Annotated in this window: 17 protein-coding genes; 5 read left to right on the forward strand and 12 right to left on the reverse strand. The window is 37.9% G+C overall.

What is annotated here, in order from left to right; translation table 11 throughout:
• Positions 1-6: 6 nt before the first annotated feature.
• Both HUS24_RS06310 and efp read right to left on the reverse strand, forming a co-directional pair.
• On the reverse strand, positions 7-2109 hold the full coding sequence (locus tag HUS24_RS06310; protein WP_173911211.1) for a carbon starvation CstA family protein: 2103 nt from the start codon (positions 2107-2109) through the stop codon (positions 7-9).
• A gap of 318 nt (positions 2110-2427) precedes the next feature.
• Positions 2428-2997, reverse strand: coding sequence for an elongation factor P (efp, locus tag HUS24_RS06315; RefSeq protein WP_173911212.1), 570 nt, complete (start codon positions 2995-2997; stop codon positions 2428-2430).
• Positions 2998-3367: 370 nt separating this feature from the next.
• On the opposite strand from efp, the gene epmB reads away from it, so the two are divergent.
• Genes epmB through HUS24_RS06330 form a run of 3 tightly spaced genes read left to right on the forward strand, consistent with a single transcriptional unit; the run spans position 3368 to position 8370 of the window.
• Positions 3368-4384, forward strand: a complete 1017-nt coding sequence (epmB, locus tag HUS24_RS06320; protein ID WP_173911213.1) for an EF-P beta-lysylation protein EpmB — start codon at positions 3368-3370, stop codon at positions 4382-4384.
• 27 nt (positions 4385-4411) lie between these two features.
• Positions 4412-6166 carry a GTPase gene (locus HUS24_RS06325; protein WP_173911214.1) on the forward strand — a complete coding sequence of 585 codons (1755 nt, stop codon included), beginning with the start codon at positions 4412-4414 and terminating at the stop codon, positions 6164-6166.
• The gene (locus HUS24_RS06330; protein WP_173911215.1) at positions 6148-8370 is read left to right on the forward strand and encodes an EAL domain-containing protein; all 2223 of its coding nucleotides are present in this window, start codon (positions 6148-6150) and stop codon (positions 8368-8370) included. The genes HUS24_RS06325 and HUS24_RS06330 overlap by 19 nt, the downstream gene beginning before the upstream one ends.
• Before the next feature lie 102 nt (positions 8371-8472).
• On the opposite strand, the gene rpmE is transcribed toward HUS24_RS06330, so the two are convergent.
• The 4 genes from rpmE to HUS24_RS06350 form a co-directional block, all read right to left on the reverse strand.
• Positions 8473-8700, reverse strand: coding sequence for a 50S ribosomal protein L31 (gene rpmE / locus HUS24_RS06335; RefSeq protein WP_130073236.1), 228 nt, complete (start codon positions 8698-8700; stop codon positions 8473-8475).
• A 211-nt stretch (positions 8701-8911) separates the two neighbouring features.
• Positions 8912-9910, reverse strand: a complete 999-nt coding sequence (locus HUS24_RS06340) for a bile acid:sodium symporter family protein (RefSeq protein ID WP_173911216.1) — start codon at positions 9908-9910, stop codon at positions 8912-8914.
• A gap of 160 nt (positions 9911-10070) precedes the next feature.
• Positions 10071-10472, reverse strand: coding sequence for a lactoylglutathione lyase (gene gloA / locus HUS24_RS06345; protein WP_173911217.1), 402 nt, complete (start codon positions 10470-10472; stop codon positions 10071-10073).
• Positions 10473-10484: 12 nt separating this feature from the next.
• Entirely contained in the window at positions 10485-12635 is a 2151-nt protein-coding gene (locus tag HUS24_RS06350; RefSeq protein ID WP_173911416.1) for an MFS transporter, read from the reverse strand.
• A 206-nt stretch (positions 12636-12841) separates the two neighbouring features.
• Here HUS24_RS06350 and HUS24_RS06355 point away from each other — a divergent pair, with 206 nt between their 5' ends.
• Positions 12842-15487 carry an ATP-binding protein gene (locus tag HUS24_RS06355; protein ID WP_173911218.1) on the forward strand — a complete coding sequence of 882 codons (2646 nt, stop codon included), beginning with the start codon at positions 12842-12844 and terminating at the stop codon, positions 15485-15487.
• Between the two features lie 89 nt (positions 15488-15576).
• Here HUS24_RS06355 and pstB read toward each other — a convergent pair whose 3' ends face one another.
• The 6 genes from pstB to epsC form a co-directional block, all read right to left on the reverse strand.
• Positions 15577-16491 carry a phosphate ABC transporter ATP-binding protein PstB gene (gene pstB, locus HUS24_RS06360; protein ID WP_217424341.1) on the reverse strand — a complete coding sequence of 305 codons (915 nt, stop codon included), beginning with the start codon at positions 16489-16491 and terminating at the stop codon, positions 15577-15579.
• Positions 16492-16504: 13 nt separating this feature from the next.
• On the reverse strand, positions 16505-17899 hold the full coding sequence (gene pstA, locus HUS24_RS06365) for a phosphate ABC transporter permease PstA (protein WP_173911219.1): 1395 nt from the start codon (positions 17897-17899) through the stop codon (positions 16505-16507).
• On the reverse strand, positions 17896-19275 hold the full coding sequence (pstC, locus tag HUS24_RS06370; RefSeq protein WP_173911220.1) for a phosphate ABC transporter permease subunit PstC: 1380 nt from the start codon (positions 19273-19275) through the stop codon (positions 17896-17898). The genes pstA and pstC overlap by 4 nt, the downstream gene beginning before the upstream one ends.
• Positions 19276-19375: 100 nt before the next feature.
• Positions 19376-20401: a substrate-binding domain-containing protein gene (locus HUS24_RS06375; protein WP_173911221.1), complete on the reverse strand. Its 1026-nt coding sequence runs from the start codon at positions 20399-20401 to the stop codon at positions 19376-19378.
• Between the two features lie 466 nt (positions 20402-20867).
• Positions 20868-23447 carry an ATP-dependent chaperone ClpB gene (gene clpB / locus HUS24_RS06380; protein ID WP_173911222.1) on the reverse strand — a complete coding sequence of 860 codons (2580 nt, stop codon included), beginning with the start codon at positions 23445-23447 and terminating at the stop codon, positions 20868-20870.
• A 416-nt stretch (positions 23448-23863) separates the two neighbouring features.
• Entirely contained in the window at positions 23864-24772 is a 909-nt protein-coding gene (gene epsC, locus HUS24_RS06385; RefSeq protein ID WP_173911223.1) for a serine O-acetyltransferase EpsC, read from the reverse strand.
• A gap of 360 nt (positions 24773-25132) precedes the next feature.
• Here epsC and HUS24_RS06390 point away from each other — a divergent pair, with 360 nt between their 5' ends.
• On the forward strand, positions 25133-25621 hold the full coding sequence (locus HUS24_RS06390; protein ID WP_173911224.1) for a rhodanese-like domain-containing protein: 489 nt from the start codon (positions 25133-25135) through the stop codon (positions 25619-25621).
• Positions 25622-25762 lie beyond the last annotated feature (141 nt).

Here is a 25762-nt window from a genome sequence, read left to right on the forward strand (position 1 = left end):
CAAGCATTAATGTTTAGCGGAAGTGACCACTGTTTCTTCAGGGTCTGCATATACTGCAGGCGCTTCATTTACCGTTGGTGTAGGACTTGCCAATGCACGACGAATCACACCAATTGCAGCAAAAATCATAATCACAGCCACGATCATAAAGAACGCACAAAGTACCGCATTAATTTGATTGGATAATACAATTGTGTGCATTTCCTCAAGTGTTTTTGCAGGTTTTAAAATCTCACCTTTGGCAATCGCATCAGAGAATTTATTGGCTTGTGCCAAGAAACCAATTTTTGGATTTTCATGGAAGATTTTTTGCCAACCGGCTGTCATACAGGTAATGATCAAGAAAATAGTCGGGAGAATGGTCACCCACACATATTTTTCCTTCTTCATCTTAAAGAGAATCACTGTACCAAGGGTTAATGCCATTGCCGCAAGCATTTGGTTACCAATACCAAATAAAGGCCATAAACTATTAATCCCACCAAGCGGATCGACTACGCCTTGATAAACGAAGAAACCCCAACCTGCCACTGCAACTGCTGTTCCAAGCATATTCCCAACAAAATTATGTGAGTTTTTAAGTGCAGGTACCACAATACCGACCGTATCTTGCACCATAAAACGACATGCACGCGTACCTGCATCAACTGCGGTTAAAATGAATAATGCTTCAAATAAAATGGCAAAGTGATACCAAAATGCCATCATTGAACGGTTATTGAAAATTTCCGTGATGATATGCGCCATACCAATGGCAAAGGTTGGTGCACCACCAGTACGAGATAAAATTGTACTTTCACCGACCTCTTTAGCAAGTAAGCTTAAAGCTTCAGGAGTAACCACAAAACCTAAATTACGCACAGCCTCTGCTGCACTTTCAACCGTAGTACCAAGTATCGCAGCAGGTGCATTGATTGCAAAATACACACCCGGTTCTAGTACAGTTGCGCAGATCATTGCCATAATCGCAACAAAGGACTCCATCAACATCCCACCATAACCAATGACACGAATATTGACTTCGTTGTCGACTAGTTTTGGCGTAGTTCCTGAAGAAACCAATGCATGGAAACCTGAAATTGCACCACACGCAATGGTAATAAATAGAAATGGGAACATTGAACCTGCAAAGACTGGACCTGTTCCATCTACAAAATGAGTAACCGATGGCATTTTTAACATCGGCATAGCGACCATAATGCCGATTGCCAAGCCTGCAATAACACCAATTTTTAAGAAAGTTGATAAATAATCACGTGGTGCTAACAATAACCATACAGGTAAAACTGAAGCTACAAATCCATAAATGATCAATGCCCAAGTCAGTTGAGTCCCTGTTAATGTAAAAAATGGTCCCCAATATGGATGTGCAGCAACATCACCCCCATAAATAATTGCAGCCATCATCAGCACAAAACCGATAATAGAAACTTCTGCAATTTTCCCAGGGCGGATATAGCGCATATAAATGCCCATAAACAAGGCAATCGGGATCGTTGCCGCAATACTAAATACACCCCATGGGCTGTTAGTCAATGCTTTTACTACCACCAATGCCAACACGGCAAGGATGATAATCATCACCCCCAATGCACCGAGCATGACGATGACACCCGCAAATGAGCCGAGTTCTTGTTTTGCCATTTCACCCAATGATCGACCATCTCTTCGGGTTGAAATAAATAAAACCAAGAAATCTTGCACTGCACCTGCCAGCACAACACCCACCAAAAGCCAAATTGTTCCAGGTAAATAGCCCATTTGTGCTGCGAGAATCGGACCAACCAACGGTCCTGCACCTGCGATTGCAGCAAAATGATGTCCAAACAATACATATTTATTGGTCGGAACATAATCCAAACCATCAGCCAAACGATATGCTGGGGTTAAGCGTCTGGGATTAAGTTCAAAGACTTTATTGGCAATAAATAGACTATAAAATCGATAAGCAATGCTATACACACAGATGGCGGCTAAAACCAACCAAACTGCATTAACATGTTCTCCCCGACTGACAGCTAAAATTCCAAATGATATTGCGCCTATAATCGCAACGATGACCCAAATCAATTTTGATAAGGGGCTTGATTTTTTCTGAATATTTTCCATGCATACCTCACATCTTGATTACAAAAGCAATTCCCTTGTTTTTATTAACGTAATGCAGTTCCGTGTGATCCTTTTCTTTGGCTACCCTACTCCTTGAGTCCTTATTTTCATGTACGACTTTGGCATAAAATTGGTTGGAATATATCCATTTCGTATGACCAAGTTATGACGTATATTTTCGAGTGTACCGACTTGCGGATTTGCTGTGTAAATAATTTTTCCTCAATTTTGTTAAAATCTCATCTCCCTTTAAACTATGCAAATAAAAAAGGGATGATTTTCATCACCCCTTTTTGGTCATAATCTATGATTTAAAGATTATGCACGCTCTAAATAATCGCCAGTACGGGTATCTACACGAACGCTTTCATCTTGTTGTACGAATAATGGAACACGTACTACAGCACCTGTTTCAAGTTTCGCAGGTTTACCGCCACCACCAGAAGTATCACCACGTACACCTGGATCAGTTTCAACAACTTTTAATACCACAAAGTTTGGTGCGTTTACAGTTAGAGGCACACCATTAAACAACATGATGGTACATTTTTCATTTGAATCATCTTTTAACCATTTTGCAGCATCGCCCATTGCAGTTTTATCTGCTGCGATTTGCTCAAATGATACAGGATCCATGAAGTTCCACATTTCACCATCGTTGTATAGATAGTCCATTTCAACTTCAACAATATCAGCCGCTTCTAAAGAATCGCCAGATTTGAAAGTTTTTTCTAAAACTTTACCAGAACGAAGGTTACGCAATTTTACACGGTTAAACGCTTGACCTTTACCTGGTTTAACGTATTCATTTTCCATGATTGAACATGGGTTGCCATCAAGCATAACTTTTAAGCCTTGCTTAAAGTCATTTGTAGAATAATAGGCCATGAAAGGCTCACTCCAAACTTAAATCTTTAATCTATTAATGCAGTCTAGCCACACTAGAACACATACAACAACGAAAATAAGTGCCAAACAAAAGTTAACATTGTCATTTTAGAATATTCTAAATGAGCATGTACTGATGAAGCAATGTAAAATTCTTCAGCAATCCAGCAAAACTGACTGATCATCACGCATACAGACAAAACAAATGTAGTTTATCCTTGCGCTAGATCAAGGTAAGATCAGCAGTTATCCAATGTAAGATTTTCAATGACACTTTAAATCGTTAAGTTTTACATCATTTTCAGGGTCTAAATACAGTTTTAGCTTTTCAGCTGTGGTCAACCCTAAACTCTCTCAATTAGTACGTGGCATGATAAACTATTTATATCAAGAGCAAAACTGGCAAACTCAACTCAGTCAACTGATTACTGACCCACATGAGTTGCTTGATATTTTACAACTTTCACCTGAACAATTGTTATCTGGGGCAATTTTAGCCAGTGCAGAGTTTAAATTGCGTGTGCCACGTGCGTTTGTTGCAAAAATGCAAAAAGGTAATCCTTTTGATCCTTTGTTGTTACAGGTATTGCCTCATCATTTGGAACTTGAAGAGCATGCGGGCTTTGTGACTGATCCTTTAGGTGAAGAAGCTGCTAACCAACTTGCGGGTGTTTTACATAAATACAAATCACGTTTTTTACTGACCTTGACAGGCGCATGTGCGGTTCATTGTCGTTATTGTTTCCGCCGTCATTTCCCTTATCAAGACAATTTGCCAAAAAATGAAGATTGGCTCCCTATTAAAAACTATTTATTACAACACCCTGAAATCAATGAAGTGATTTTAAGTGGTGGTGATCCACTGACTTTGTCCAATCGTAAATTGGCAGTATGGATTGAACGGCTGGAATCGTTAAAGCAAATTAAAATTCTGAGAATTCATTCACGTGTTCCAATTGTTATCCCTGAAAGAATCGATGAAGAGCTGATTTATTTATTGAAAAACAGCCGGCTACGTGTCATTCTAGTGGTACATGCAAATCATGCTGCAGAGCTTGATGATTCAACCTGTACAAAGCTTTCAGCTCTAATTCAAGCGCAAATTTTAGTGTTAAACCAATCGGTTTTACTTAAAGGTGTGAATGATTCTGCTGAAATTTTGGTTGAGTTGAGTCAACGTTTGTTTGAAGCAGGGATAATGCCTTATTATTTGCATGTGTTAGATAAAGTTAAAGGGGCTCATCACTTTGATTTATCAGCAAATGTTATTGATCAAATTTATACAGATCTCCTTGCCAATCTTCCGGGCTATTTAGTCCCAAAGTTAGTTAGAGAGATTGCGGGAGAAAAAAATAAAACACCGCTGTATGGGGCTGTAACTTTTTAAAATTCTTTAAATGAGTTTAATATAAGTATGATAAATAAGAAAATTTCTAATATTTTCCACGCTTCGACGGTTTTAAATCGTGAACAGTTGAGTTTTTCTACTGCTTCGGTTGAGGCTTTACATCAATGGGTATCTAGCTTATCCATTATGAAGCTTGGGGATACCTCTGAAGCATTATTAAATGCGATGTATGAAATTGCAGCGTTAAATTGCAGTGAAACACTACGCTTTGATTTAATTCAGGTTTTACATCCAAGTATTGAAAACGTACTGATCGGTTTAGAAAAATATTTTCTAGATCAAGGCTTATCACACTCTGATCGCAACGAACATATTATTGAACTTACCACTTTGATGCGCGCATATTTTGCCAAAACTTATATAGACATTGCGCAACGTAGTTCTCAACAGTTGACTCAGCAAAAGTATGCAATTTTAAAATTTGCTCAGAATCGTAGCTTCAAAACTGCAAGAATTTTATCGAGTTATTATGCCTTACAACAGTTAGGTTTATTGTTAACCCAACAACAAATGCTGTATAGCCAAGCACTTCCCCACCAATGGCAAAATATTCACCGCTTATATGAGTTAGCTTCAAAAAACGATGAGTTATTGATTAATATTAATCAACTACAAGGAACGCATTTTGCTGTTCAAAATATTCAACAAGCCTATGCACAAGTTTTGTTATTGGATATTTTTAATACACATCAAATTCGCCCGAATGAAATTCAAGCACTATATCAATGTAGTTTAGATTGGGCAAAACTTGCACAAATCTTACCAAGAGAAAGCTCACTTTCTCGCTATATCGTAGATACCAGCAAAGATCACGCACCCATTTATAATCGTAAGCATCATGAAGATTTTAAGCCAAACGTGTTTGTCTCGACACAACAGTTGCTTGAACATATCAATGACACCATTCAAAATGAATCGGCTTATTTATCGAGTAATGAAAAAGATCATCTGTCTTCGGCTTTAAAATTTCATGTACAAAATGTGTTAGGAACTCATTCTGAACGTCAATATGAACGTTATGAATATTCAGCTCAAATACAAATTTGCTTTACCTTGCAAACAGCACATTTCTATTTATCACATGCCAAAAACTTTGAGGAAACTTTGCAAATCAATCAAAACTTTGGTTTTAGATCTGAAACAAATGTGCAAAGCAGCATCGCCAACAGTAGTCATGACGCAACTCAAACTCAAAAAATCAAACAAATTGATCGTGAAATAAAACAAATCTATCAAACACAAGTTTTAGATATTAGTATCAACGGTTATCGTATGGCCTGGTCAGGCGAAGCGCCGAAAAATCTACGCACAGGTGAACTGATTTTGGTCAGTGAAACTTTACAAAACAAATGGAAATGTGCGGTGATTCGTTGGATTAAACAGGCTGTTAATAAAAGCTATGAAGTCGGAATTGAAATTTTATCGCAAGATATTTATCCATGTGCAATCAAAGTGCCATCTGAGATCAGTAGTTTTAGTTATCAACCTTGTTTGTTGGTACAAACTGAACAAGATGAACAAAGTAAATTGTCTTTAATTTTACCTAATCTTCCAAACTTTAAAGAACAACAAGCGTTGTATTTACGCTTTAATAACCAAGAAATTAAGGTCTATTTGTTAAAATCGCTTTTTATTTCTCAAAGTTTTGTACAATTTGATTTTGAATTGCTTAATGATGAGGAACAATTGTTGATAGACCAATTCATTCAACAACAATTAAATGATTTAAATCATCATGACTTATGGGACACTTTAAAGTGAGAAATTTATTATTATCCAAGAAGTTAAAACTCTCTGAAACACGAGTATTGATTATTGATGATAATCAAATTCGATATAATACACTTATGGAGTTATTTCAAAGTAATGACCATTTAGCACAGGGTTTATTGCTTGATGATTTAAAAAGTTTTGAGAAACAATTAAATACTTCGTGGGATTTGATTATTTTTGGTCGTGCTTACGACTTAAAAATGGAACAAGCTGTCACTTTAATTCAGGCCTCCGAACAAGTAAATATTCCTGTCATTTTAATTCGCCCAACAGAATATAAACCTGAACAATATGAATATTTTATTCATAAAGGTATTTACGACATTATTGACTTAAAAGAGCCTGAGCGTTGTTATATCAGTTTGGTCCGTGCTTTGTCATATAGTCGTACGCTACAGTCAAAACAGCGTTTATTACAAGATTTAGAAAGTGCTAAAACTCAAGCACAAAGCTTAGTCGAAGAACAACATAAAGCCAGTGCATTTATTGAAGAAGGCATTCACACTCAAGCCAATCCTGAATATTTACAACTCTTTGGACTAAGTAGTGAAGACGATATTATTGGCTTGCCTGTTTTAGATATTTTACAGCCTGAAGACCTGAACGACTTTAAAAATCGTTTCAAGAAAATTTCACAAGGACAATTTGATTATGGTCGTTTTGACATTAAAACACGTAATCAAAATGCTCAAAGCAAAAATCCTTTAAGAATTGAATTCTTACCAGGCTTAGAAGAAGATTCTTTACATCTTACTATTGAAGTTGCTTCAACAAAGGCGAAAGTCATTAGTCATGATACATCAGTGTCAGGTTCAAGCCCTTCTACAACGTCTGTAGTCTTTGCACAAATTAACCGTGCCATGATTAACCAGCCAGCCAAAGCCAATGCTTTGATTGTATTTAGCTTAGCACAATGTCCAAATGAAGTTTTAGAGCTGTCATGGCAAGACCTTTTAAAATATTTTGAAGGTATTCAGTCATTTATCAAAGAACAGACCAATCAAAATGTATTGAACATTGATACGGGCGTATATGGAATTTTATTACAAGCAGGTTCTGAATCACTGCTAGACTCCCGTATTTCTAATTTAAATGTTTTACAAAAACCTCAATTACTTGAAATTAACCAAAAAACTTATAGTTTTCATTTAAAAATTGGATCTGCATCTATACAAACTGAGCGTTTTAATGAAGCCCATTTCTCAGAATTAGTGGTTCAAGCCTATAATTCTCGCTTGTCATCCCAGCAATCTGAATCAGATTTGCAAATGAGTGCATCATTACAAGAAACACAAATTGAATTAGCGCCGATTCAACTCGAAGACGAGGCAACGCCAATTGCACTGGAGCTAGATACTACACCAGAGCAATCAACGCCTACTGTCATTATCCCAAATGTTGAAGCACCTACGCCTGTACAAAACATACAATTAACTGATTCCCCAATTTTACGTCAAATTACTGAAAAATTAGAACAAGGGGAAATTCGGATTAAGTATCAGCAGCTTTATGATAAACAAGATACGAATCTCTACACTTATGAAGTGACCAGTGGTTTTATTTATGAAAATCAATGGAAGAAAATCAGTAACTTGGTTGAATTAGATGATGACATTGAACTATCAATCAAATTAGACCGTTGGATTTTGGTTGAAGCTTGTAAGCAACTGCATAATTTTATTCATCAATATCCTGCTGCAAAAATTATTGTTAACTTAAATCGTCATGTTTTATTCCATGACAAACAATTCCCTGAACTCATTTCTAAATTGATTACGATTGTGGGAAGCCGAGCGACACATCCAATTATTTTACAATTTGATGAAGAAGACATTGCCAAAAATATTGTTGAAGCACAAAAACATATTGCGATCTTACGTGAATATGGCGCTGATATTGCAATCCGTCGTTTTGGCTCAACCATTTCCAGCGAGGCGATCTTACAGCAAAGTGATATTACTCATCTGACTTTGGATGAAAAATATACGCAAATGTTAGCCAAAGATACCACTTTGCAAAGCTTACAAGAGATGATCCAAAAATATATGGAAATCAAACCTGTAGAGTTTTTATTAATCCAACTCGATGATATGAGTGCTTTTGCAAATGCATGGAATGTTGATGCACGTTTCTTACAAGGAGATTATTTCCAAAAGAAACTTGATCAATTAACAGATGTCCAAGATCAATAATTTGTAATAAAAGGCTGATTTAAATCAGCCTTTCATTTACTTTCACTTTTTATCTAAACATAAAAAAAACGGGCAAATGCCCGTTTTTTTGGTTTTGCTGTATTAACCACGTTTGATAGAACGTGACATACCTGCAAAACGTTGTTTGAACTTGTCGATACGACCGCCAGTATCTACATTTTTTTGCTTACCAGTGTAGAAAGGGTGGCAAGCTGAACATACGTCTAGATAAATTGTTTCTTTACCTAAAGCAGAACGTGTTTCGATCACGTTACCACATGAACAAGTCGCAACTAATTTTTCGTATTTTGGGTGAATATCGGCACGCATGGTCGATTCTCCTAAGTTAAGAAAGGTTTTGCTGTCATCGCAATTAACCACTCTCAGTTTTAAACGCTGAGGCAAGGTTGAGTTTTTAAAACTCAACAGGTTAACACCATAACAGACCATTTCTTTTGGCCCACCGAGACTATAAGTGTCAGAGCTAAGCACAACAAGTGGGCAATATTATACGGCAGTTTTTATAAATATGCGAATAAAATTACCAACCTGTTTCTTGTTCTGTGGAAGATGTATTTCGCTTAGACCAATAATTGGCAATGATTCCACAAACCATCAGTTGAATTTGATGAAAAATCATAATTGGTAAAACAATCATTCCAATAGGTTGTCCGATAAATAAAATCTGCGCCATCGGGACACCACTTGCCAGCGTTTTCTTAGAACCGCAGAAAAAAATCGCAATTTGGTCTGGCTTATTAAAACCCAACCACTTTGGAATATATAAGGCCAACAGCATAATAATGGTTAAAAACACCGAACACGCCAATGTTAAATAAAATAGTGTCATCCAACTGACCTGATGCCACAAGCCAGCCACCACTGCCCCACTAAATGCGCCATAAACCACCATCAAAATCGTACCTTGGTCAAATGTTTTGACAATACTGGGTACTTTTTTCATCCATGGAAACACATAAGGACGTAATAATTGCCCTGCAATAAATGGCACTAAAAGCAATAAGGTAATTTCAATAATTGAAGAAGTTGGATCATAGTCATGTTTAGATTGACCAAAAATAAACAAACTCACCAAAATCGGGGTAATAAACATTCCGATCAAATTAGAAAATGATGCACTACACACGGCTGCCGCGACATTTCCCTTAGCAACAGAAGTAAAAGCAATCGATGACTGTACTGTAGATGGCAAAAAGCACATAAACAAAAATCCCCAGTATAACTCTTGCCCAAGTACAGGGAGTAATACAGGCTTAGCCAAAAGCCCCAGAATAGGAAATACCGCAAAGGTAAATGCAAAAACTACGGCATGCAGTTTCCAGTGTAAAATTCCCTCAATTATCGCCTGCCGTGAAAGTTTCGCACCATGCAAGAAAAAAAGTATCGCAATCGCAATTGTGGTGATTTTCCCAAAAATATCGGCAGTGACACCATGCACAGGTAGCAAACTTGCCAAAACAACCATCACAATCAGTAAAATAGTGAAACGGTCTAAAGCCAATATTTTTAGTATATTCATCTGATACATCCTGTATTTTTAGTGAAATTTAAGCTGATAAAAAAGCTCAGCATGATAAATTTACTTAAAGGTAAATTTTGATCTTACTGAGCTTTTCCAATAAAACGAACATTTCCTTGAAAATGTTCACTATTTCATTTGGCTATACCATCAACAAAACTTAATTATTTCGTGCATTTGCGTCTTGTTGAATCAATTCAATTTTATAACCATCTGGGTCTTCCACAAAAGCAATCACAGTTACACCGCCTTTCATTGGGCCTGCTTCACGCACAACATTTCCACCACGAGCTTTGATTTCTTCACATGCTTTATAAGCATCGTCCACAGCAATCGCAATATGTCCATAAGCATTGCCCAATTCATAACTTGATGTATCCCAATTATGGGTAAGTTCTAATACGGTATGATTTGCTTCATCACCATAGCCCACAAAAGCCAAAGTGAAACGACCTTCTTCATAGTCACGTTTACGAAGTAAAGTCATTCCAAGTACTTCAGTATAGAATTTTAATGACTGTTCTAAATTGCCTACACGTAACATAGTATGCAGCATGCGCATATAATTCACCTTTTAGTTTTGAGAAGAATTTTGATGCTCTCGTAGCAATTTTGCGACCCAAACCACCAAAATCAAAATAGGAATACCAATAAATGTGGTCATCAAAAAGAATTTCGGATAACCAATATTGCTCACTATGGTACCTGAATATCCCCCTAAAATCTTAGGAGTAAGCGTCATCAAAGAACTAAAGATTGCATATTGAACAGCCGTAAAAGAGACACTGGTTAAACTTGATAAAAATGCAATAAATGCTGCACCTGCCAAACCTGAAGCCATATTATCGACAATGATCGCAAAATATAACCAAGCTGAACTATAGGGCTCAATCAACTTACCTTTAATTTCAACTGTAGCCTCTTGGTCATTTGCTTTAACCACTTGGATCGGTTCGACATCTACTGCTAAAGTATTTTTGCTGTCTGCTATTTGATAGTTTGTTTGCGCAATTAAAGTTTGACTGGCTTGCTTAAAGTTGACTGTTGCAGTGATATTTTTAGTCGCTGAGTCTTGCAATGCTTGCGCATCAATTGAGCCTGTAAATAACCCATCTTTGTCTAGTTTTGCAGGGAATTCTTTACCCTCTAATTTTAAACTAATCGGTTGCTCTGTTTTTAATTCAGCTTCATTGACACCGATCAGTTGTCCTTTTACCACCACATTTTGTTTTAACTCAGCTTTAGACAATGTGTTATCACTACTGATCGGTAACAGTTGAATTTGTGCTGTGCCATTATCTTGTAAATAAGGCATCGTCACATTAACACGTTCTGATTGGTCTTGATATTGTGAACTAATTTTTAAATCCTGAGCTGTTGCCAAAGCTTGGCTAGGCACTTGAACTTTCCAGTAACCCACTTCATCAGGCGTCGCTTGAAACTGTTGCTGACCAACTTGTACAGTCACTTGATCCATCGGTTTGCCTGATTTCACTAAACCAATAAAAATCAAATTGGTTGAGCTGGCTAAAACAGCACCAACAAACATCAACTTCATAATGTTCATGCGCTGTGCAAGTAAACCACCCAAAAAGCCACCGACTAGGCTAAAAATCACCCCATAAATTTTAACTGCTTCAGCAATTTGCTCTTTGGTAAAATTTAGGTCTTGGTAATAGACATTAGAAATAACACCCGCAATAATGTCAGAAATGCGATAAAAACCAATCAGTAGCAATAAAACCAGTGCAAGTTTAACGCCATAGCGTTTAAAGAAATCTGCGATTGGATTCACCCAAGTTTCATACGCCATTTGTTTATTGACAGCGCCCATTTGGATCAGTGTATAAGCAGCAAAAACCGCAACTGCACCCGACCCAATAAAACGGATTGCTTCCACACAAAATAATAAAAAGCTGTCTTTAATGGTGAATTGTTCAATTAAAGCAGATGTAAGCCAACCTGATAAAATGTAACTGGCTACAAAACTACTCACAGCAACAAAAAACACTGCAACCAAACGAAAATAGTCTGTACGCTGATAATGTTTATCTACACGATTAACCTGTGGCTCTCGAATGCTCAATGTGGTCACGATCCCGACACACATCACCGCAGCCATAGCTAAATAGGTATATTTCCATGCCTCATAAATATAATTGCCTTTGGCTGTACCGAGTTTAGCTGCTAAAAATAATGCCCCTGCCCCTGCAATGATCATCCCAATGCGATAACCCGCATTATAAGTAGATGCCAAAACTGTTTGCATTTCTGTTTCAGCCAACTCAATACGATAGGCATCAATCACAATATCTTGTGTTGCAGCAGAAAACCCTAGTAGGACTGCGCCTGCTGCCATTTGATATAAATAACTTTGCCCGAGTGCAGGATCTGAAAAAGCCATGATACAAATGGCACAGATGATCAAGATTTGTGCCATTAACAACCAAGCACGTCTACGCCCTAATTTTTTGGTCAGTACAGGCAGTGGAATCTCATCGATTAAAGGTGCCCAAACAAATTTAAATGAATAGCCAAGTGCTGCCCAACTAAAAAATGTCACCGCACTTTTATCAATGCCTGCTTCACCTAGCCACAAAGATAAGCTTGAAAAGATCAGTAGAATCGGAATCCCTGCTGAAAAACCAAGGAATAACATGATCAAAGCACGACGATCTAAAAATGCTTGGAAAGCAGATTTCCAGCCTGTTTTTTGCTCAGGCAATTGAGCTGAGTTTTGCGTAGACATTCGGTTGTTATTTTCTGCAAAATGAAATAACGCTATTCAACCGCTTAATGCAAATGGTTTCAATCACTTTTATGAAACCAAGCTGCAAATTTGTTGTTATTTACAGCATCAATGCTTGATCTTTTAGCTTAATCCTGTATACCTTAAAGCTTTCAACTTCTATTTAGTTTTGGATTTCACCTGTGACCCAAAGACACGACCAATTAAGTTCAACCATTGTTTCAACTGTAACCACAACAAATCATTCAAAACAAATCGAATCCACCTTAGCTTCAGTATTTGATCAGACGGAAATTCAAAATACCTTGACAAAAACAGCCTTAAAACCAGAACAACTCACACATGTTCCCAACAGTTCAAATATTCCATTTTCAACCAAGCGCATTAAACCGCTGAATAATTTTTTAGGGCAGGACCGTGCCCGTGCTTCAGTTGAAGCAGGTATTTCACTACCTTATTCAGGTTACAATATTTTTGCTGTGGGTACCGCAGGTTTAGGCAAGCGCACTATGATTAAGCGCTTACTACAACAACACGCCAAAACCATGCCTACCCCTGATGATTGGGTTTATGTCAATAATTTTAAAAATGCTCGCCAACCTTTGGCTTTACGCTTCCCTGCTGGACAAGGCAGTAAATTCCAGACTTTACTGCATCAAGCATGGCAAACCATTTTAAAACAACTTGAGCGTCGTTTTAGTGCTGAAACCTATCACAATCGCATTGAACAAATTCGCCAAATTACAGGCAATGAACAACAGCAAGCCTTAGTTGAACTGACCAAAGAAGGTGAAGTTTTAGATTTAAAACTGATTAATCGCCATGATGAGCATGTTTTTGTACCTGTGCATTATGTGAATGACAAAGCACAAGAAATGTCGCAAGAAGACATTAATGCTTTAACCAATAAAGAACGTGCAGAAATCAATGCCAATATCCGCTATATGGATAAAAAATTAGAACGTTTAGGTTTACAGTTAGGCGATCTTGAAGATGATGCCCGTGATCAAGTTTCTGAATTAAATCGAGAAATTGCCAAACAAGTGGTTATTCCACGTATGGAGCAGATTTTAAATAAATTTGATGTAGTTCAAGGCTTAGAACAGTATTTAAAATTATATGCACAAGATATTATTGAAAATGTTGAAACCGTAATCGACCAAGAAGGTGTTGAATTTTCACCTTCTTTGTTCAATCGTGTGCCTGCGCGCTACCAAGCCAATGTGGTGATTAGTAATAAAGCCAATACTGGCGCACCTGTCATTTTTGAGGATTTCCCAACCCATTACAACTTACTTGGGCATGTAGAACAACTCACGCAAAATGGCACCATTACTACAGATTTTACATTGATTCGTCCTGGAACACTACACCAAGCCAATGGTGGTTTTTTAATGCTCGAAGCAGAACATCTGCTAGAACAACCTTACGCATGGCAAGGCTTAAAGCGTGCTTTAAAATCAGGACAACTTAAACTGTCATCGCTTGAGCATATGCTGACTTTAACAGGAAGTATTTCAATTGAACCTGAATCTATTCCTTTGAATTTAAAAGTTGTTTTACTTGCAGAACCTGAAATTTATTATGAAATTTTAGAAGTTGAACCAGAGCTTGGCAGTGTATTTAAAATCCGCGCTGACTTTACAGATACATTACAACGTAATGACGAAAATGAACAAGCTTATATGCAATTGATTGCTGACTATGTACAGCAAGATAAATTATTGCCTTTTGACCGTTCTGCCCTATCTGCGCTACTGACAGATTCGAGCCGTCAAGCGGAAGACCAAAGTTCACTGTCACTGCATGCTTCAACTTTGGGTGATTTGATTCGAGAATCACATCATCATGCAGCACAACAACAAGAAAAAATGGTTACTGCGGAACATATCAATACTGCACTCAAACACCGCCAGTATCGCTTAGGCTATTTAAGGGAACTGTATTGGCAAGATCTTTCTCGTGGTACGCAACTGATCGAAACACGGGGGCATCGCTTAGGTCAGATTAATGCCCTTTCTGTCATTCAGTATGCCGATGTAGAGTTTGGATTGCCTTCTCGTTTAACCGCTTCGGTCTATCAAGGTGGTGGAGATATTTTAGATATTGAGCGCAGTGTAGAGCTTGGGGGCTCATTACACGCCAAAGGTGTGTTACTCATGTCGAGTTTCTTAAAAGCCCATTTTGGTCGTGAACAAATTCTCCACTTCTCTGCTGCATTGGCTTTTGAACAAAGTTATGGTCAGGTTGATGGTGACAGTGCAACCGTTGCTGAATTATCAGCTTTGATTTCTGCGATCAGTCAACTGCCAATTGATCAATCTTGGGCGATTACAGGTTCGATGAACCAACTCGGTCAAGTACAACCAATTGGTGGGGTGAATGCCAAAATCGAAGGTTTTTTTGATGCCTGTAAATTACAAGGTTTCACAGGCAAACAAGGTGTAATTATTCCTCGTCAAAATATGCAGCATTTAATGCTTCGACAAGATGTGATTGATGCTGTAAACAATGGTCAGTTCCATATTCACGCGATTGATACCATTGATCAAGCACTTGAAATTTTAATGGCTCGCCCTGTCGGGACATTAAATAAAAAAGGTCGCTACAGCAAAGGATCGATTTATGCTGTTGTGATGGAACAACTTGAGTATTGGCAAGCCATCGAAGATGGCGCAGAGCTTGAAGAAGAGCCGAAGAAAAAGAAAAAAAAGAAGAAAAAAGATAAAAATAAATCTGCAAAGAAAAAAGCAGTTGAGGAATCAGTCGAAAGCAGTAATGAAGTGACGGCTGAAGCAAGTGCTATAACACAAACGAAAGCTGAATAAAATTTTTATAGCACTTAATCCATAAACAAAGCCCCTGATTCATTCAGGGGCTTTGTTGTAGAAGCTTTCAAACAATTTTTTGGAAAATATTAACCAAAACGACCAGTAATATATGCTTCAGTAAGCTGATGGTCAGGTTGCGTAAATACTTTTTCAGTTGAGTTGACTTCGATCAAATCACCCAAATGGAAATATGCAGTACGATCCGAAACACGAGCCGCTTGTTGCATTGAGTGAGTTACGATCGCAATGGTGTATTGATTAGAAAGTTCCGAAATTAATTCTTCCACTTTAGCTGTCGCGATCGGATCCAGTGCTGAACATGGCTCATCCATCAAAATCACTTCAGGGCTGACTGCAATGGTACGAGCAATACATAACCGTTGCTGCTGCCCACCAGATAAACCTGTACCTGGTTGGTTCAAACGATCTTTTACTTCGTCCCATAAACCTGCTTTACGCAAGCTATTTTCAACAATTTCTTCCATGTCATATTTATCACGCGCCAAACCATGTAGTTTTGGACCATAAGCGACATTATCAAAAATTGATTTTGGAAATGGGTTTGGTTTTTGGAAAACCATCCCAACTTGCGCACGAAGTAACACCACATCTAGACTTGGATCATAAATATCCTGATTATCCAAAGTGACTTTACCTGTAACACGACACCCATCAATGGTGTCATTCATACGGTTCAGCGTACGCAAAAATGTTGATTTACCACAACCTGATGGTCCAATAAATGCAATTACTTCATTTTCGTAAATTTGTAAGTCAATGCCCTTGATTGCTTCAAAATCACCATAATAAACATGCGCATCTTCAGCACTGATTTTTACAGTTGTTGCTGGATCTTTTTTAGGTGCGCTATTTGAATCAAATTGAGAAACAAATGAAGTCGCAGGACGTTTTTGCTCAGTTTCTTGAGACGTAAATTGTGTGTGATCTTGATTCACTGATTGATCCTTTTCTAAGGAATTTTTAATGTCTAGAGTACTCATAGTTTGTCCTCAATTACCAGCGTACTTCAAATTTCTTACGCAACCAAATTGCGAAGCTATTGAGTAGAATCATTAAGCCAAGCAATACAATAATGGCTGCTGCGGTACGCCCTTCAAAGAAGTTACGCAATTCATTGCCTTGCCATAAGAAGATTTGTACAGGTAAAGCAGTAGATTGGTCTAAAGGCGTTGAAGGAATATTGGCAACAAATGCGCTCATACCGATCAAGAGTAATGGTGCTGTTTCACCTAAAGCTTGCGCTACACCAATAATCGCACCTGTTAAAATACCCGGCAAAGCCAATGGTAAAACATGATGGAAAATCGTTTGTACACGTGATGCACCCAAACCTAAAGCAGCTTGACGAATCGAAGGTGGAACAGCTTTGAGTGAAGCACGCGTGGTAATAATCACTGTTGGTAAAGTCATTAAACTTAAAACCAAACCACCCACTAGTGGTGCAGAGATCGGCATATGCATCCATCCGACAAAGATCGAAGCGCCCAATAAACCAAATACAATCGAAGGAACAGCAGCTAAGTTATTGATATTTACTTCAATAATGTCAGTAAGCCAGTTTTGTTTTGCAAACTCTTCAAGGTAAATCGCTGATGCCACACCGATTGGAATCGAGATAAAAATCACGATCAACATCATGAACAACGAACCCATGAATGCACCTGCAAGACCTGCGGTTGCTGGTGAACTTCGAGAGTCTGGATTGCTAAATAATTGCATGTTGAACGTGCGATCCATATCACCAGAAGCAACCATGGTATCTGCTAATTTACGCACTTCAGGGCTTAATTGTTGTTGCTCATCTGGTAAAGTACGATCAATATTTCCAGCCAGCCATACATCAATATTTGCATCTGCTAAAACTTTAACATCTTTCTTTTGACCAATTAAGGCTGGATCTTTCATTACCATATCACGTAAGCGATAAGCTTCTGAACTGGTATAAATACTACCTAAATCATCACGATATGCTTCAAGTTTTGGATCTTTCGCAATCATGCCATTGACCAACAATGCATCCCAATCCACCATACCCATTTTGGTTTGCCAATCGACAAAACGCTCTTGGAACTGTGCAGGTGATTCATTTTGAGATTGGGTTGGCTGTGGACCTGCATCAATGATTTTTGGATCAAAATAGACAGGAACATTCACACTGGCTTGCCAAAATGCAGGTAGACCTTTGACTAAAATACTACCAAACAGTAACGCCACAAATGCAAGGCCAATGATGACGGAAGCCAAACCAAAGAAACGGAATGATTTTTCAGTACGATGACGTGATGCCAAGGATTTTTCAATTTTTGCTTTACGCTTTTGGCGTAACTCTTCTGCCAAACGAGGATCAAATACATTTTGATCCACTGGAGATGTATTTGATGTACTCATTCGTATTGCTCACGGTATTTACGCACAATATAAAGTGCAACAATATTTAGACCTAATGTAATTACAAATAGAGTCAAGCCTAAGGCAAATGCCACCAATGCTTGTGGGCTTGCAAAGTCTGTATCACCTGTTAATTGGTTCACAATGGTCACAGTTACGGTTGAAACAGCTTCAAGCGGATTCACATGTAATAATGGACTATTACCTGCTGCCAATACCACGATCATGGTTTCACCAATCGCACGCGATGCTGCCAGTAAGAATGCACCAATGATACCGGGTAATGCAGCAGGCATAACAACTCGACGAATCGTTTCTGATTTGGTTGCACCTAAGCCCAATGAACCATCACGTAAAGCACGTGGAACTTGAGTAATAATGTCATCTGACAATGAAGATACAAATGGGATAATCATAATTCCCATTACGAAACCAGCAGTTAATGCACTGGTTGCATTAATATTCAGTCCAACCGCATCCCCAGCCATTTTGAAAAATGGACCAATGATCATCAAAGCAAATACACCATAAACGATGGTTGGAATACCTGCCAAAATCTCAATCGCTGGTTTTGCCCATGAACGCAATCTTGGCGAAGCATATTCCGCTAAATAAATTGCAATCATTAAGCCTATCGGTACAGCAACCACAAGTGCCACGATACTGACCATGAGCGTACCCCAAAGCAGTGGTAATAGACCATAACTTCCTTCTGCACTGCCCGATGTACTAAACCCTGGATTCCACTCTGTGCCTAAGAAAAAATCCAAAGGACTTACAAATTGGAAGAAACGCATTGCCTCACTAAACATCGACATCACGATGCCGACAGTAGTTAAAATCGCAACAACCGAACACAATGCCAATGCCACATTGATGGTCTTTTCAACTTGATTACGTGCTCTATATTGTTTTTCGACACGTTTTTTCGCCCAAACCAAACCCAGTAAAGCTGCGCAAATTACGACAGCAAACTTGGCAAATGCACCAATAGTCTGAACTTTCTTTAATTCTGCTGCCGCTGCAACCTCATAGGCTGCTGGCGTATCACTAACTCCAAAACCAGATGCAATGGCTTTCACACGTTCAACGAGAACTTGAATACTGGCATGATCTGAGGATGCAACAACTGATGCAGGCACATGATTTAAAATTATTTGTTTTAATAAATTTGGTTCAACCAGATTCCATACGATTAAAATCAAAAATGCTGGAATACCACACCACAAAGCCACCAATGCCCCATAGTAGCCTGGACGTGAATGTAAGGATGCTGAGTTTTTCCCCTTACCTGCAATATTTCGACTTTTACTTAATCCGATTTGATACGCGATTGCCACAAGAGCCAATAACACGCCAATAAGTAGCAGATTCATGCATTCTCCACAGTTTTCTCAATGTCTAGTCTGAAAAAACACTGCTTAGCAAAAAACGCTAATGGCAGTCACCCACCATTAGCTTTTTTATTTTCAAAAATTATTTAACGCCTTTACCTGCTTTGAATGCTGCAAGAATTTTTGCACGCTCAGCATCAGACATTGAAATTAGACCAGCACGCTCAAGCTTAGAACCTTTACCTGAAACTTTTTTGCTCAAGAAGAACTCAGCAAATTGCGGTAAGCCTTTGATTGATTTCAAATGCTCGCCTTTCACGTAGAAGAACAATGGACGAGAAACAGGATATGAACCATTCAAAATTGTTTGTTCAGATGGTGCAACATTGTTTACAGTCGCTACACGTAGCTTGTCACGGTTTTGGTCATAGAAGCCTAAACCAAACACGCCTACAGCACTTGGAGAAGTTTTTAAACGTGCCAATGTTTCAGTATAGTCACCTGCAATTTCAATGACTTTACCGTCTTTACGGAAGGTAGAACATGCTTTTTTCATTGCATCTTTATCTAACTTCTTGATTGCTTCATATGCTTCACAACCAGCATCAACCATTTTCTCTTGGAACACTTCACGTGTACCGTGATTCGATGCAGGAATCACCAAAGTAATTGGCTCATTCGGAAGTGCTTTGTCGATTTGATTCCAACGTGTATATGGGTTAGGAACCATTTTACCGTTTGAAGGTAACTCAGCTGCTAATGCTGCAAATACATGTTGTGGACGTAATTTATATGCTGCTTTATTTGAGTTTGAAGCAAATACGATACCGTCATAACCAATTTTTACTTCTAAGATTTGGTTTACACCTGCTTTTTTACAAGCAGCAATTTCAGTATCTTTAATTTTACGAGAAGCGTTTGCGATATCGATTGTGTTGTCGCCCACACCAGAACAAAATTGTTTTAAGCCAGCAGATGAACCGCCAGAACCTACAACAGGCGCTTTAAACTGTGGGAATGTATTACCAAACTCTTCAGCCACGATACTTGCATATGGAAGTACAGTTGAAGAACCAGCGATTTGGATCGTATCACGAGCTGCATTTGCTGTAGTTGCTACGGCTGCCCCTGAAACTGCTAAAGCAATTGCGATATGGTTTAAGCGCATTATTTTCTCTCTTTGTAAATAGCAATTTTAAGTACTTAACTTCCACAATGGAGTACCTTTTCGATAACTGCATTTTGATTTTAAAATATGACAAATAAGTTACAGCTTTGTGACGCTTTTATGATAATTCTGGATTTGTTTTTGATTTAATTAAAATTCTTTAATTTTCAATATGTAAAGACATTTTTCTAAATATTTATTTTTCTATTGTTTTAAAATCGAATTGTAATAATTCATGAGAATGTCACACTGTTGTAAGTTTTTTATTCTCATGTAGCTTTATTTAAAATAATTTTCTAGGGTTTATTTTCTTTTGACTACTTTTTTTAAGCTTTATGAAGGATCATCAATTTCAATCACTTAGATTCTTTTATATTTTCAAACATTCACCATAAAAAAAGCCAATCACTCGAAAGTGACTGGCTTCTCTCTTTTTACGACCTAAACTGGTAGATGTTTTGTTCAATTAACTTAATTTAAGTTTACTAAAATTTAATTGACCATCTTCCGCACCGACTAAAATCGTATCTCCAGCAGTAAAATCAGCTGCTAAGATTTTTTGAGCCAATGGATTTTCAAGCTGTTGCTGGATTGCACGTTTCAATGGACGCGCACCATAAACAGGATCAAAACCAGCATCAATCAAGATATCAAAAGCGTGATCATCTACTTTTAATCCGATATCACGTTCCGCCAAACGCGTACGCAAACGATCCAACTGAATATCGGCAATGCCACGAATTTGTGATTTCTTCAATGAATGGAATACCACCAACTCATCAATACGGTTAATAAACTCTGGACGGAAATGTTGCGATACTGCATTCATTACCGTTGCACGTACCTCTTCATCGGTTGCATTTTCACCGAGTTCACGTACATCACTTGAACCTAAGTTTGACGTCATCACAATCACAGTATTTTTAAAGTCGATCAAACGACCTTGCGAATCCGTTAAACGACCATCATCCAACACTTGTAAAAGAATGTTGAATACATCTGGATGTGCTTTTTCAACTTCATCAAATAAAACAATACTGTATGGTTTACGACGTACCGCTTCAGTTAAAACACCACCTTCTTCATAGCCCACATAGCCCGGAGGCGCACCCACCAAACGACTAACCGAGTGTTTTTCCATAAATTCAGACATATCGATACGAATAATCGCATCATCACTGTCGAATAAGAAATTACCGAGTGCTTTGGTTAATTCAGTTTTACCCACACCTGTTGGCCCAAGGAACAAGAATGAACCACTTGGACGGTTCGGGTCAGATAATCCTGCACGTGAACGACGTACTGCGTTAGAAACTGCAACCACAGCCTCATCCTGACCGACTACACGATTATGTAAGAACTCTTCCATGTGAAGAAGTTTCTCACGTTCACCTTGTAGCATTTTCGATACAGGAATTCCTGTTGCTGCACTCACCACTTCCGCAATTTCATTTTCAGTAACTTTGGTACGAATCAGTTTCGGCTCTTCATTTACTTCCGCTACTTCTTCTTCATTCAAGCGTTTTTGCAACTCAGGAATAACGCCGTATTGCAGACGGCTTGCTTCTGCCAAATCACCTTCACGTTGCGCTTTTTCAAAGGCTGTACGTGCTTTGTCTAATTCAACTTGTGCTTGATTCGTACCATCCACAAGGCGTTTTTCTGCAATCCAAACCTCTTCAAGATCACTGTACTCTTTTTGAACGTCTTCGATTTGTTTTTCGAGATGTTCAACTTCAGCTTTAGACACCGAATCAGCATCTTTCTTCACTGCTTCCAACTGCATTTTGAGTTGGATTAAACGGCGATCTAAACGGTCTAATGGCTCAGGTTTTGAGTCGATTTCCATTTTGATCCGAGAAGCCGCTTCATCAATCAAGTCAATTGCTTTATCAGGTAATTGACGATCTGTGATGTAACGATGCGACATTTTCGCAGCAGCAATAATCGCTGAGTCAAGAATCTGTACACCATGATGCGTTGCATACTTGTCTTTTAAACCACGTAAAATCGCAATGGTATCTTCTACACTCGGTTCATCCACTAACACTTTTTGGAAACGACGTTCAAGCGCAGCATCTTTTTCAATAAATTGACGATATTCATCCAAAGTGGTTGCGCCAACACAACGTAATTCACCACGCGCCAATGCAGGTTTAAGCATATTTCCTGCATCCATTGCGCCATCGCCTTTACCCGCGCCAACCAGTGTGTGCAACTCATCAATAAACAGGATGATTTCACCATCATATTTTGCTAAGTCTTTTAGAACGGCTTTTAGACGCTCTTCGAACTCACCACGGTATTTTGCACCTGCAAGCAATGAACCTAAGTCCAATGATAAAACACGTTTACCTTTTAGGCTTTCTGGTACTTCACCATTCACAATACGTTGCGCCAAACCTTCAACGATTGCTGTTTTACCCACACCTGGCTCGCCAATCAACACAGGGTTATTTTTGGTACGGCGTGATAAAACTTGAATGGTACGACGAATTTCTTCGTCACGCCCAATTACAGGGTCAAGTTTGCCTGACAGCGCACGTTCAGTGAGGTCAATGGTGTATTTATTGAGTGAATCACGTTGATCTTCATGATTATTTGCCATGACTTGTTCGCCACCTCGAATATTTTCAATTGCTTTGCGTAGCTTGTCTTCAGTTACACCTACGCTACTTAATAATGTTTTGGTTGTTCCTGTTTCAGCGAGCGCTAAAATGACCCAATCGGTTGATAAAAACTCATCGCCTGCTTTTTGAGCGAAACTGTCTGCCAAATTTAAGGCACGTACCGCCTCAGGATTAAGGTTAATATCCCCTGTTGGATTACTTAGGGTTGCAGCATCATTTAATGCTTGTTTTAGTTTATTTTTAAGTTCAGGAAGATTTGCGCCTGCTTGTTGCAACAAACTAAGATTAGATGGTTCTTCTAATAGTGCCGAGAGTATATGAATTCCTTCAATAGCAGTATGATCTTTACCCATCGCTAAAGATTGAGCATCTGATAAAGCTTGCTGTAGGCGGTTCGTAAATTTTTCAAAACGCATTCTTGTTATTCCTCACAACAAATTTTGTACTTGAATCATAAATGGGAACACTTTGTGAATTTTCAACTCTTTTTAAAAATTATTTTTATATTTTTCAAAAACTTAATTCTTTAATCAAGATATACTTTAGTTGTAATATGCGTCCTAATTTCATCTTTTTCAAGGCAAGTACTCTGAAAAATATAACTTTAATTTAGTCCTTTGTCTTTCTAGAGATATTCATTAGATTAGGCTAGCTTTACAAAATTGAGAATAAAAATAATGTTGGGTTTCAGTAATAAACAACTCGATATTTACAATATAAATTTTAATTTTTTAAACTTGATCTCAAAAAAATGAATTGAGCATCTCATTCATTTACGGTCAATGATAAATAGTAATGTGAGTACTGACCAAGACATCAGTACTCAAAAATATCAAACCTGTGACTTAGTCACTGAACTTTGCAACACCGCACTGTTGGCTGGCACGCTTTGGGTAATCCACACATTTCCACCAATCACAGCACCCTCACCAATAGTAATACGTCCAAGAATAGTTGCACCTGCATAAATCACGACATTATCTTCAACAATAGGATGTCGTGCATATTCTTTTTGCAAACGACCTGTGTCATCAACTTCAAAACGTTTCGCACCTAAAGTCACTGCTTGATAAATCCTTACATTTTTTCCAATGACACAAGTTTCACCAATCACAACCCCTGTACCATGATCAATAAAAAAACCTTGATCAATTTGTGCACCGGGATGTATATCAATTCCAGTTTTAGAATGTGCCAATTCAGCAATCAAACGTGCCAATAAAGGTAAATCTTTTTTATAAAACTCATGTGCAATACGATGATAAGTAATGGCAAGAATCCCCGGATAACACAATAGTACCTCATCGACACTACGTGCAGCAGGGTCACCCTCATAAGCTGCAATCACATCAGTATCTAAAATACGACGTAGTGTTGGTAATTTTTCTGCAAACTCACTGACTACACGCTGTGCCAAATCCTCAATCATCTCTTTGCTTTGATGATGTTTTTTATATTTATCGTCATAGGTTAAATTCAGCTTCACTTGTTCTAGTAATGCATGCAGTGTTTTTTCAAGTGTATGTGCAATATAAAAATTTTCACTTTGTTGACGCAAATCATGTGGTCCAAGTCGCATCGGAAATAAAATACCGCAAAGATCATTCATAATTTTGCTGATTTCTTCTTTCGATGGTAACTCTCTCCCCCCAAAATCTTTTAGGCTTTTTTGCTTTGTACGCCATTCATTACGTGCTTGCTGTAATTCACTGACAATATTTTGAATATTCCACTGGGTCATTCGGATGCCTACATTTTTGCGTTGTTATACACTGAATAATCAAACTGGATTTTGCAGCATTATTCAATTCTTTCAATAAATATTATTTTATGAGAACAATTTTAGATAAACATTTATTCATATATCTATATCTGAAAATTGCATTATTAACGCTTTAAATTTGTTTTAAATCAAATCTTAGAATTTATGCAAGATTGAATCTTAACAACTATTTTAAATTTAATGATAACTAATTCAATTTTTATTCATTTTAGGAATATAAAAAACCTTTATATTAAATCACAGATCATTCACCGTCTATTTTCAATATAAAAAAGCATTTTCATTGAATGCTTTCTAAAAATTTGCTTGAGGAAAATCATGAACAGCTTAACTCAGATTAATTTTTTCCCCTTAGATGAGGGAAAAATTAAACAAATTTTAGATGATGCTAAGCAACGTGTTGAAGATCATTATCTTGAATTTACAGGGACGATTTTACCACATGAAGCATGGGCTTTATTTCAAGCAGGTCTTGCTGTCATTGTTGATGTGCGTACAACTGAGGAGCGTAAATTTGTCGGTTATGTAGAAAACACCGTTCATATTCCTTGGGCGATTGGAACAGCTTTAGATCGAAATCCATCTTTTACCCAACAGCTTGAAAACTTGGTCGGCAAAGATACATTGATTCTCTTACTATGCCGTAGTGGTAAACGCTCCGCAGCAGCAGCAAATGTCGCTTTAAATGCTGGATTTGAGCGAGTTTATAATATTGAACAAGGTTTTGAAGGTGATCTAAATGAGAACTTACAACGTGGCACATTCAATGGTTGGCGTTTTCATCAACTTCCTTGGCGGCAAGAGTAACTCTCCCCTTTATATATTATTTTAAAAATACTAAAAGTATTCAAATAACATAGATATGCACAAATCGATATACACAATTCACACACCAAGGATGGAGGCTTTATACCACTGAGTAGACTTTTTGCATTAAGTTAGCATTCA

It is taken from the genome of Acinetobacter sp. Marseille-Q1618, from assembly GCF_902809855.1.
GTDB lineage: Bacteria > Pseudomonadota > Gammaproteobacteria > Pseudomonadales > Moraxellaceae > Acinetobacter.

Bases quoted from the DNA above. Each gene is read 5' to 3' on its own strand.
- HUS24_RS06310 (WP_173911211.1), bottom strand. From the start codon at position 2,109: ATGGAAAATATTCAGAAAAAATCAAGCCCCTTATCAAAATTGATTTGG.
- efp (WP_173911212.1), bottom strand. From the start codon at position 2,997: ATGGCCTATTATTCTACAAATGACTTTAAGCAAGGCTTAAAAGTTATG.
- epmB (WP_173911213.1), top strand. From the start codon at position 3,368: ATGATAAACTATTTATATCAAGAGCAAAACTGGCAAACTCAACTCAGT.
- HUS24_RS06325 (WP_173911214.1), top strand. From the start codon at position 4,412: ATGATAAATAAGAAAATTTCTAATATTTTCCACGCTTCGACGGTTTTA.
- HUS24_RS06330 (WP_173911215.1), top strand. From the start codon at position 6,148: ATGGGACACTTTAAAGTGAGAAATTTATTATTATCCAAGAAGTTAAAA.
- rpmE (WP_130073236.1), bottom strand. From the start codon at position 8,700: ATGCGTGCCGATATTCACCCAAAATACGAAAAATTAGTTGCGACTTGT.
- HUS24_RS06340 (WP_173911216.1), bottom strand. From the start codon at position 9,910: ATGAATATACTAAAAATATTGGCTTTAGACCGTTTCACTATTTTACTG.
- gloA (WP_173911217.1), bottom strand. From the start codon at position 10,472: ATGCGCATGCTGCATACTATGTTACGTGTAGGCAATTTAGAACAGTCA.
- pstB (WP_217424341.1), bottom strand. From the start codon at position 16,491: ATGAGTACTCTAGACATTAAAAATTCCTTAGAAAAGGATCAATCAGTG.
- pstA (WP_173911219.1), bottom strand. From the start codon at position 17,899: ATGAGTACATCAAATACATCTCCAGTGGATCAAAATGTATTTGATCCT.
- pstC (WP_173911220.1), bottom strand. From the start codon at position 19,275: ATGAATCTGCTACTTATTGGCGTGTTATTGGCTCTTGTGGCAATCGCG.
- HUS24_RS06375 (WP_173911221.1), bottom strand. From the start codon at position 20,401: ATGCGCTTAAACCATATCGCAATTGCTTTAGCAGTTTCAGGGGCAGCC.
- clpB (WP_173911222.1), bottom strand. From the start codon at position 23,447: ATGCGTTTTGAAAAATTTACGAACCGCCTACAGCAAGCTTTATCAGAT.
- epsC (WP_173911223.1), bottom strand. From the start codon at position 24,772: ATGACCCAGTGGAATATTCAAAATATTGTCAGTGAATTACAGCAAGCA.
- HUS24_RS06390 (WP_173911224.1), top strand. From the start codon at position 25,133: ATGAACAGCTTAACTCAGATTAATTTTTTCCCCTTAGATGAGGGAAAA.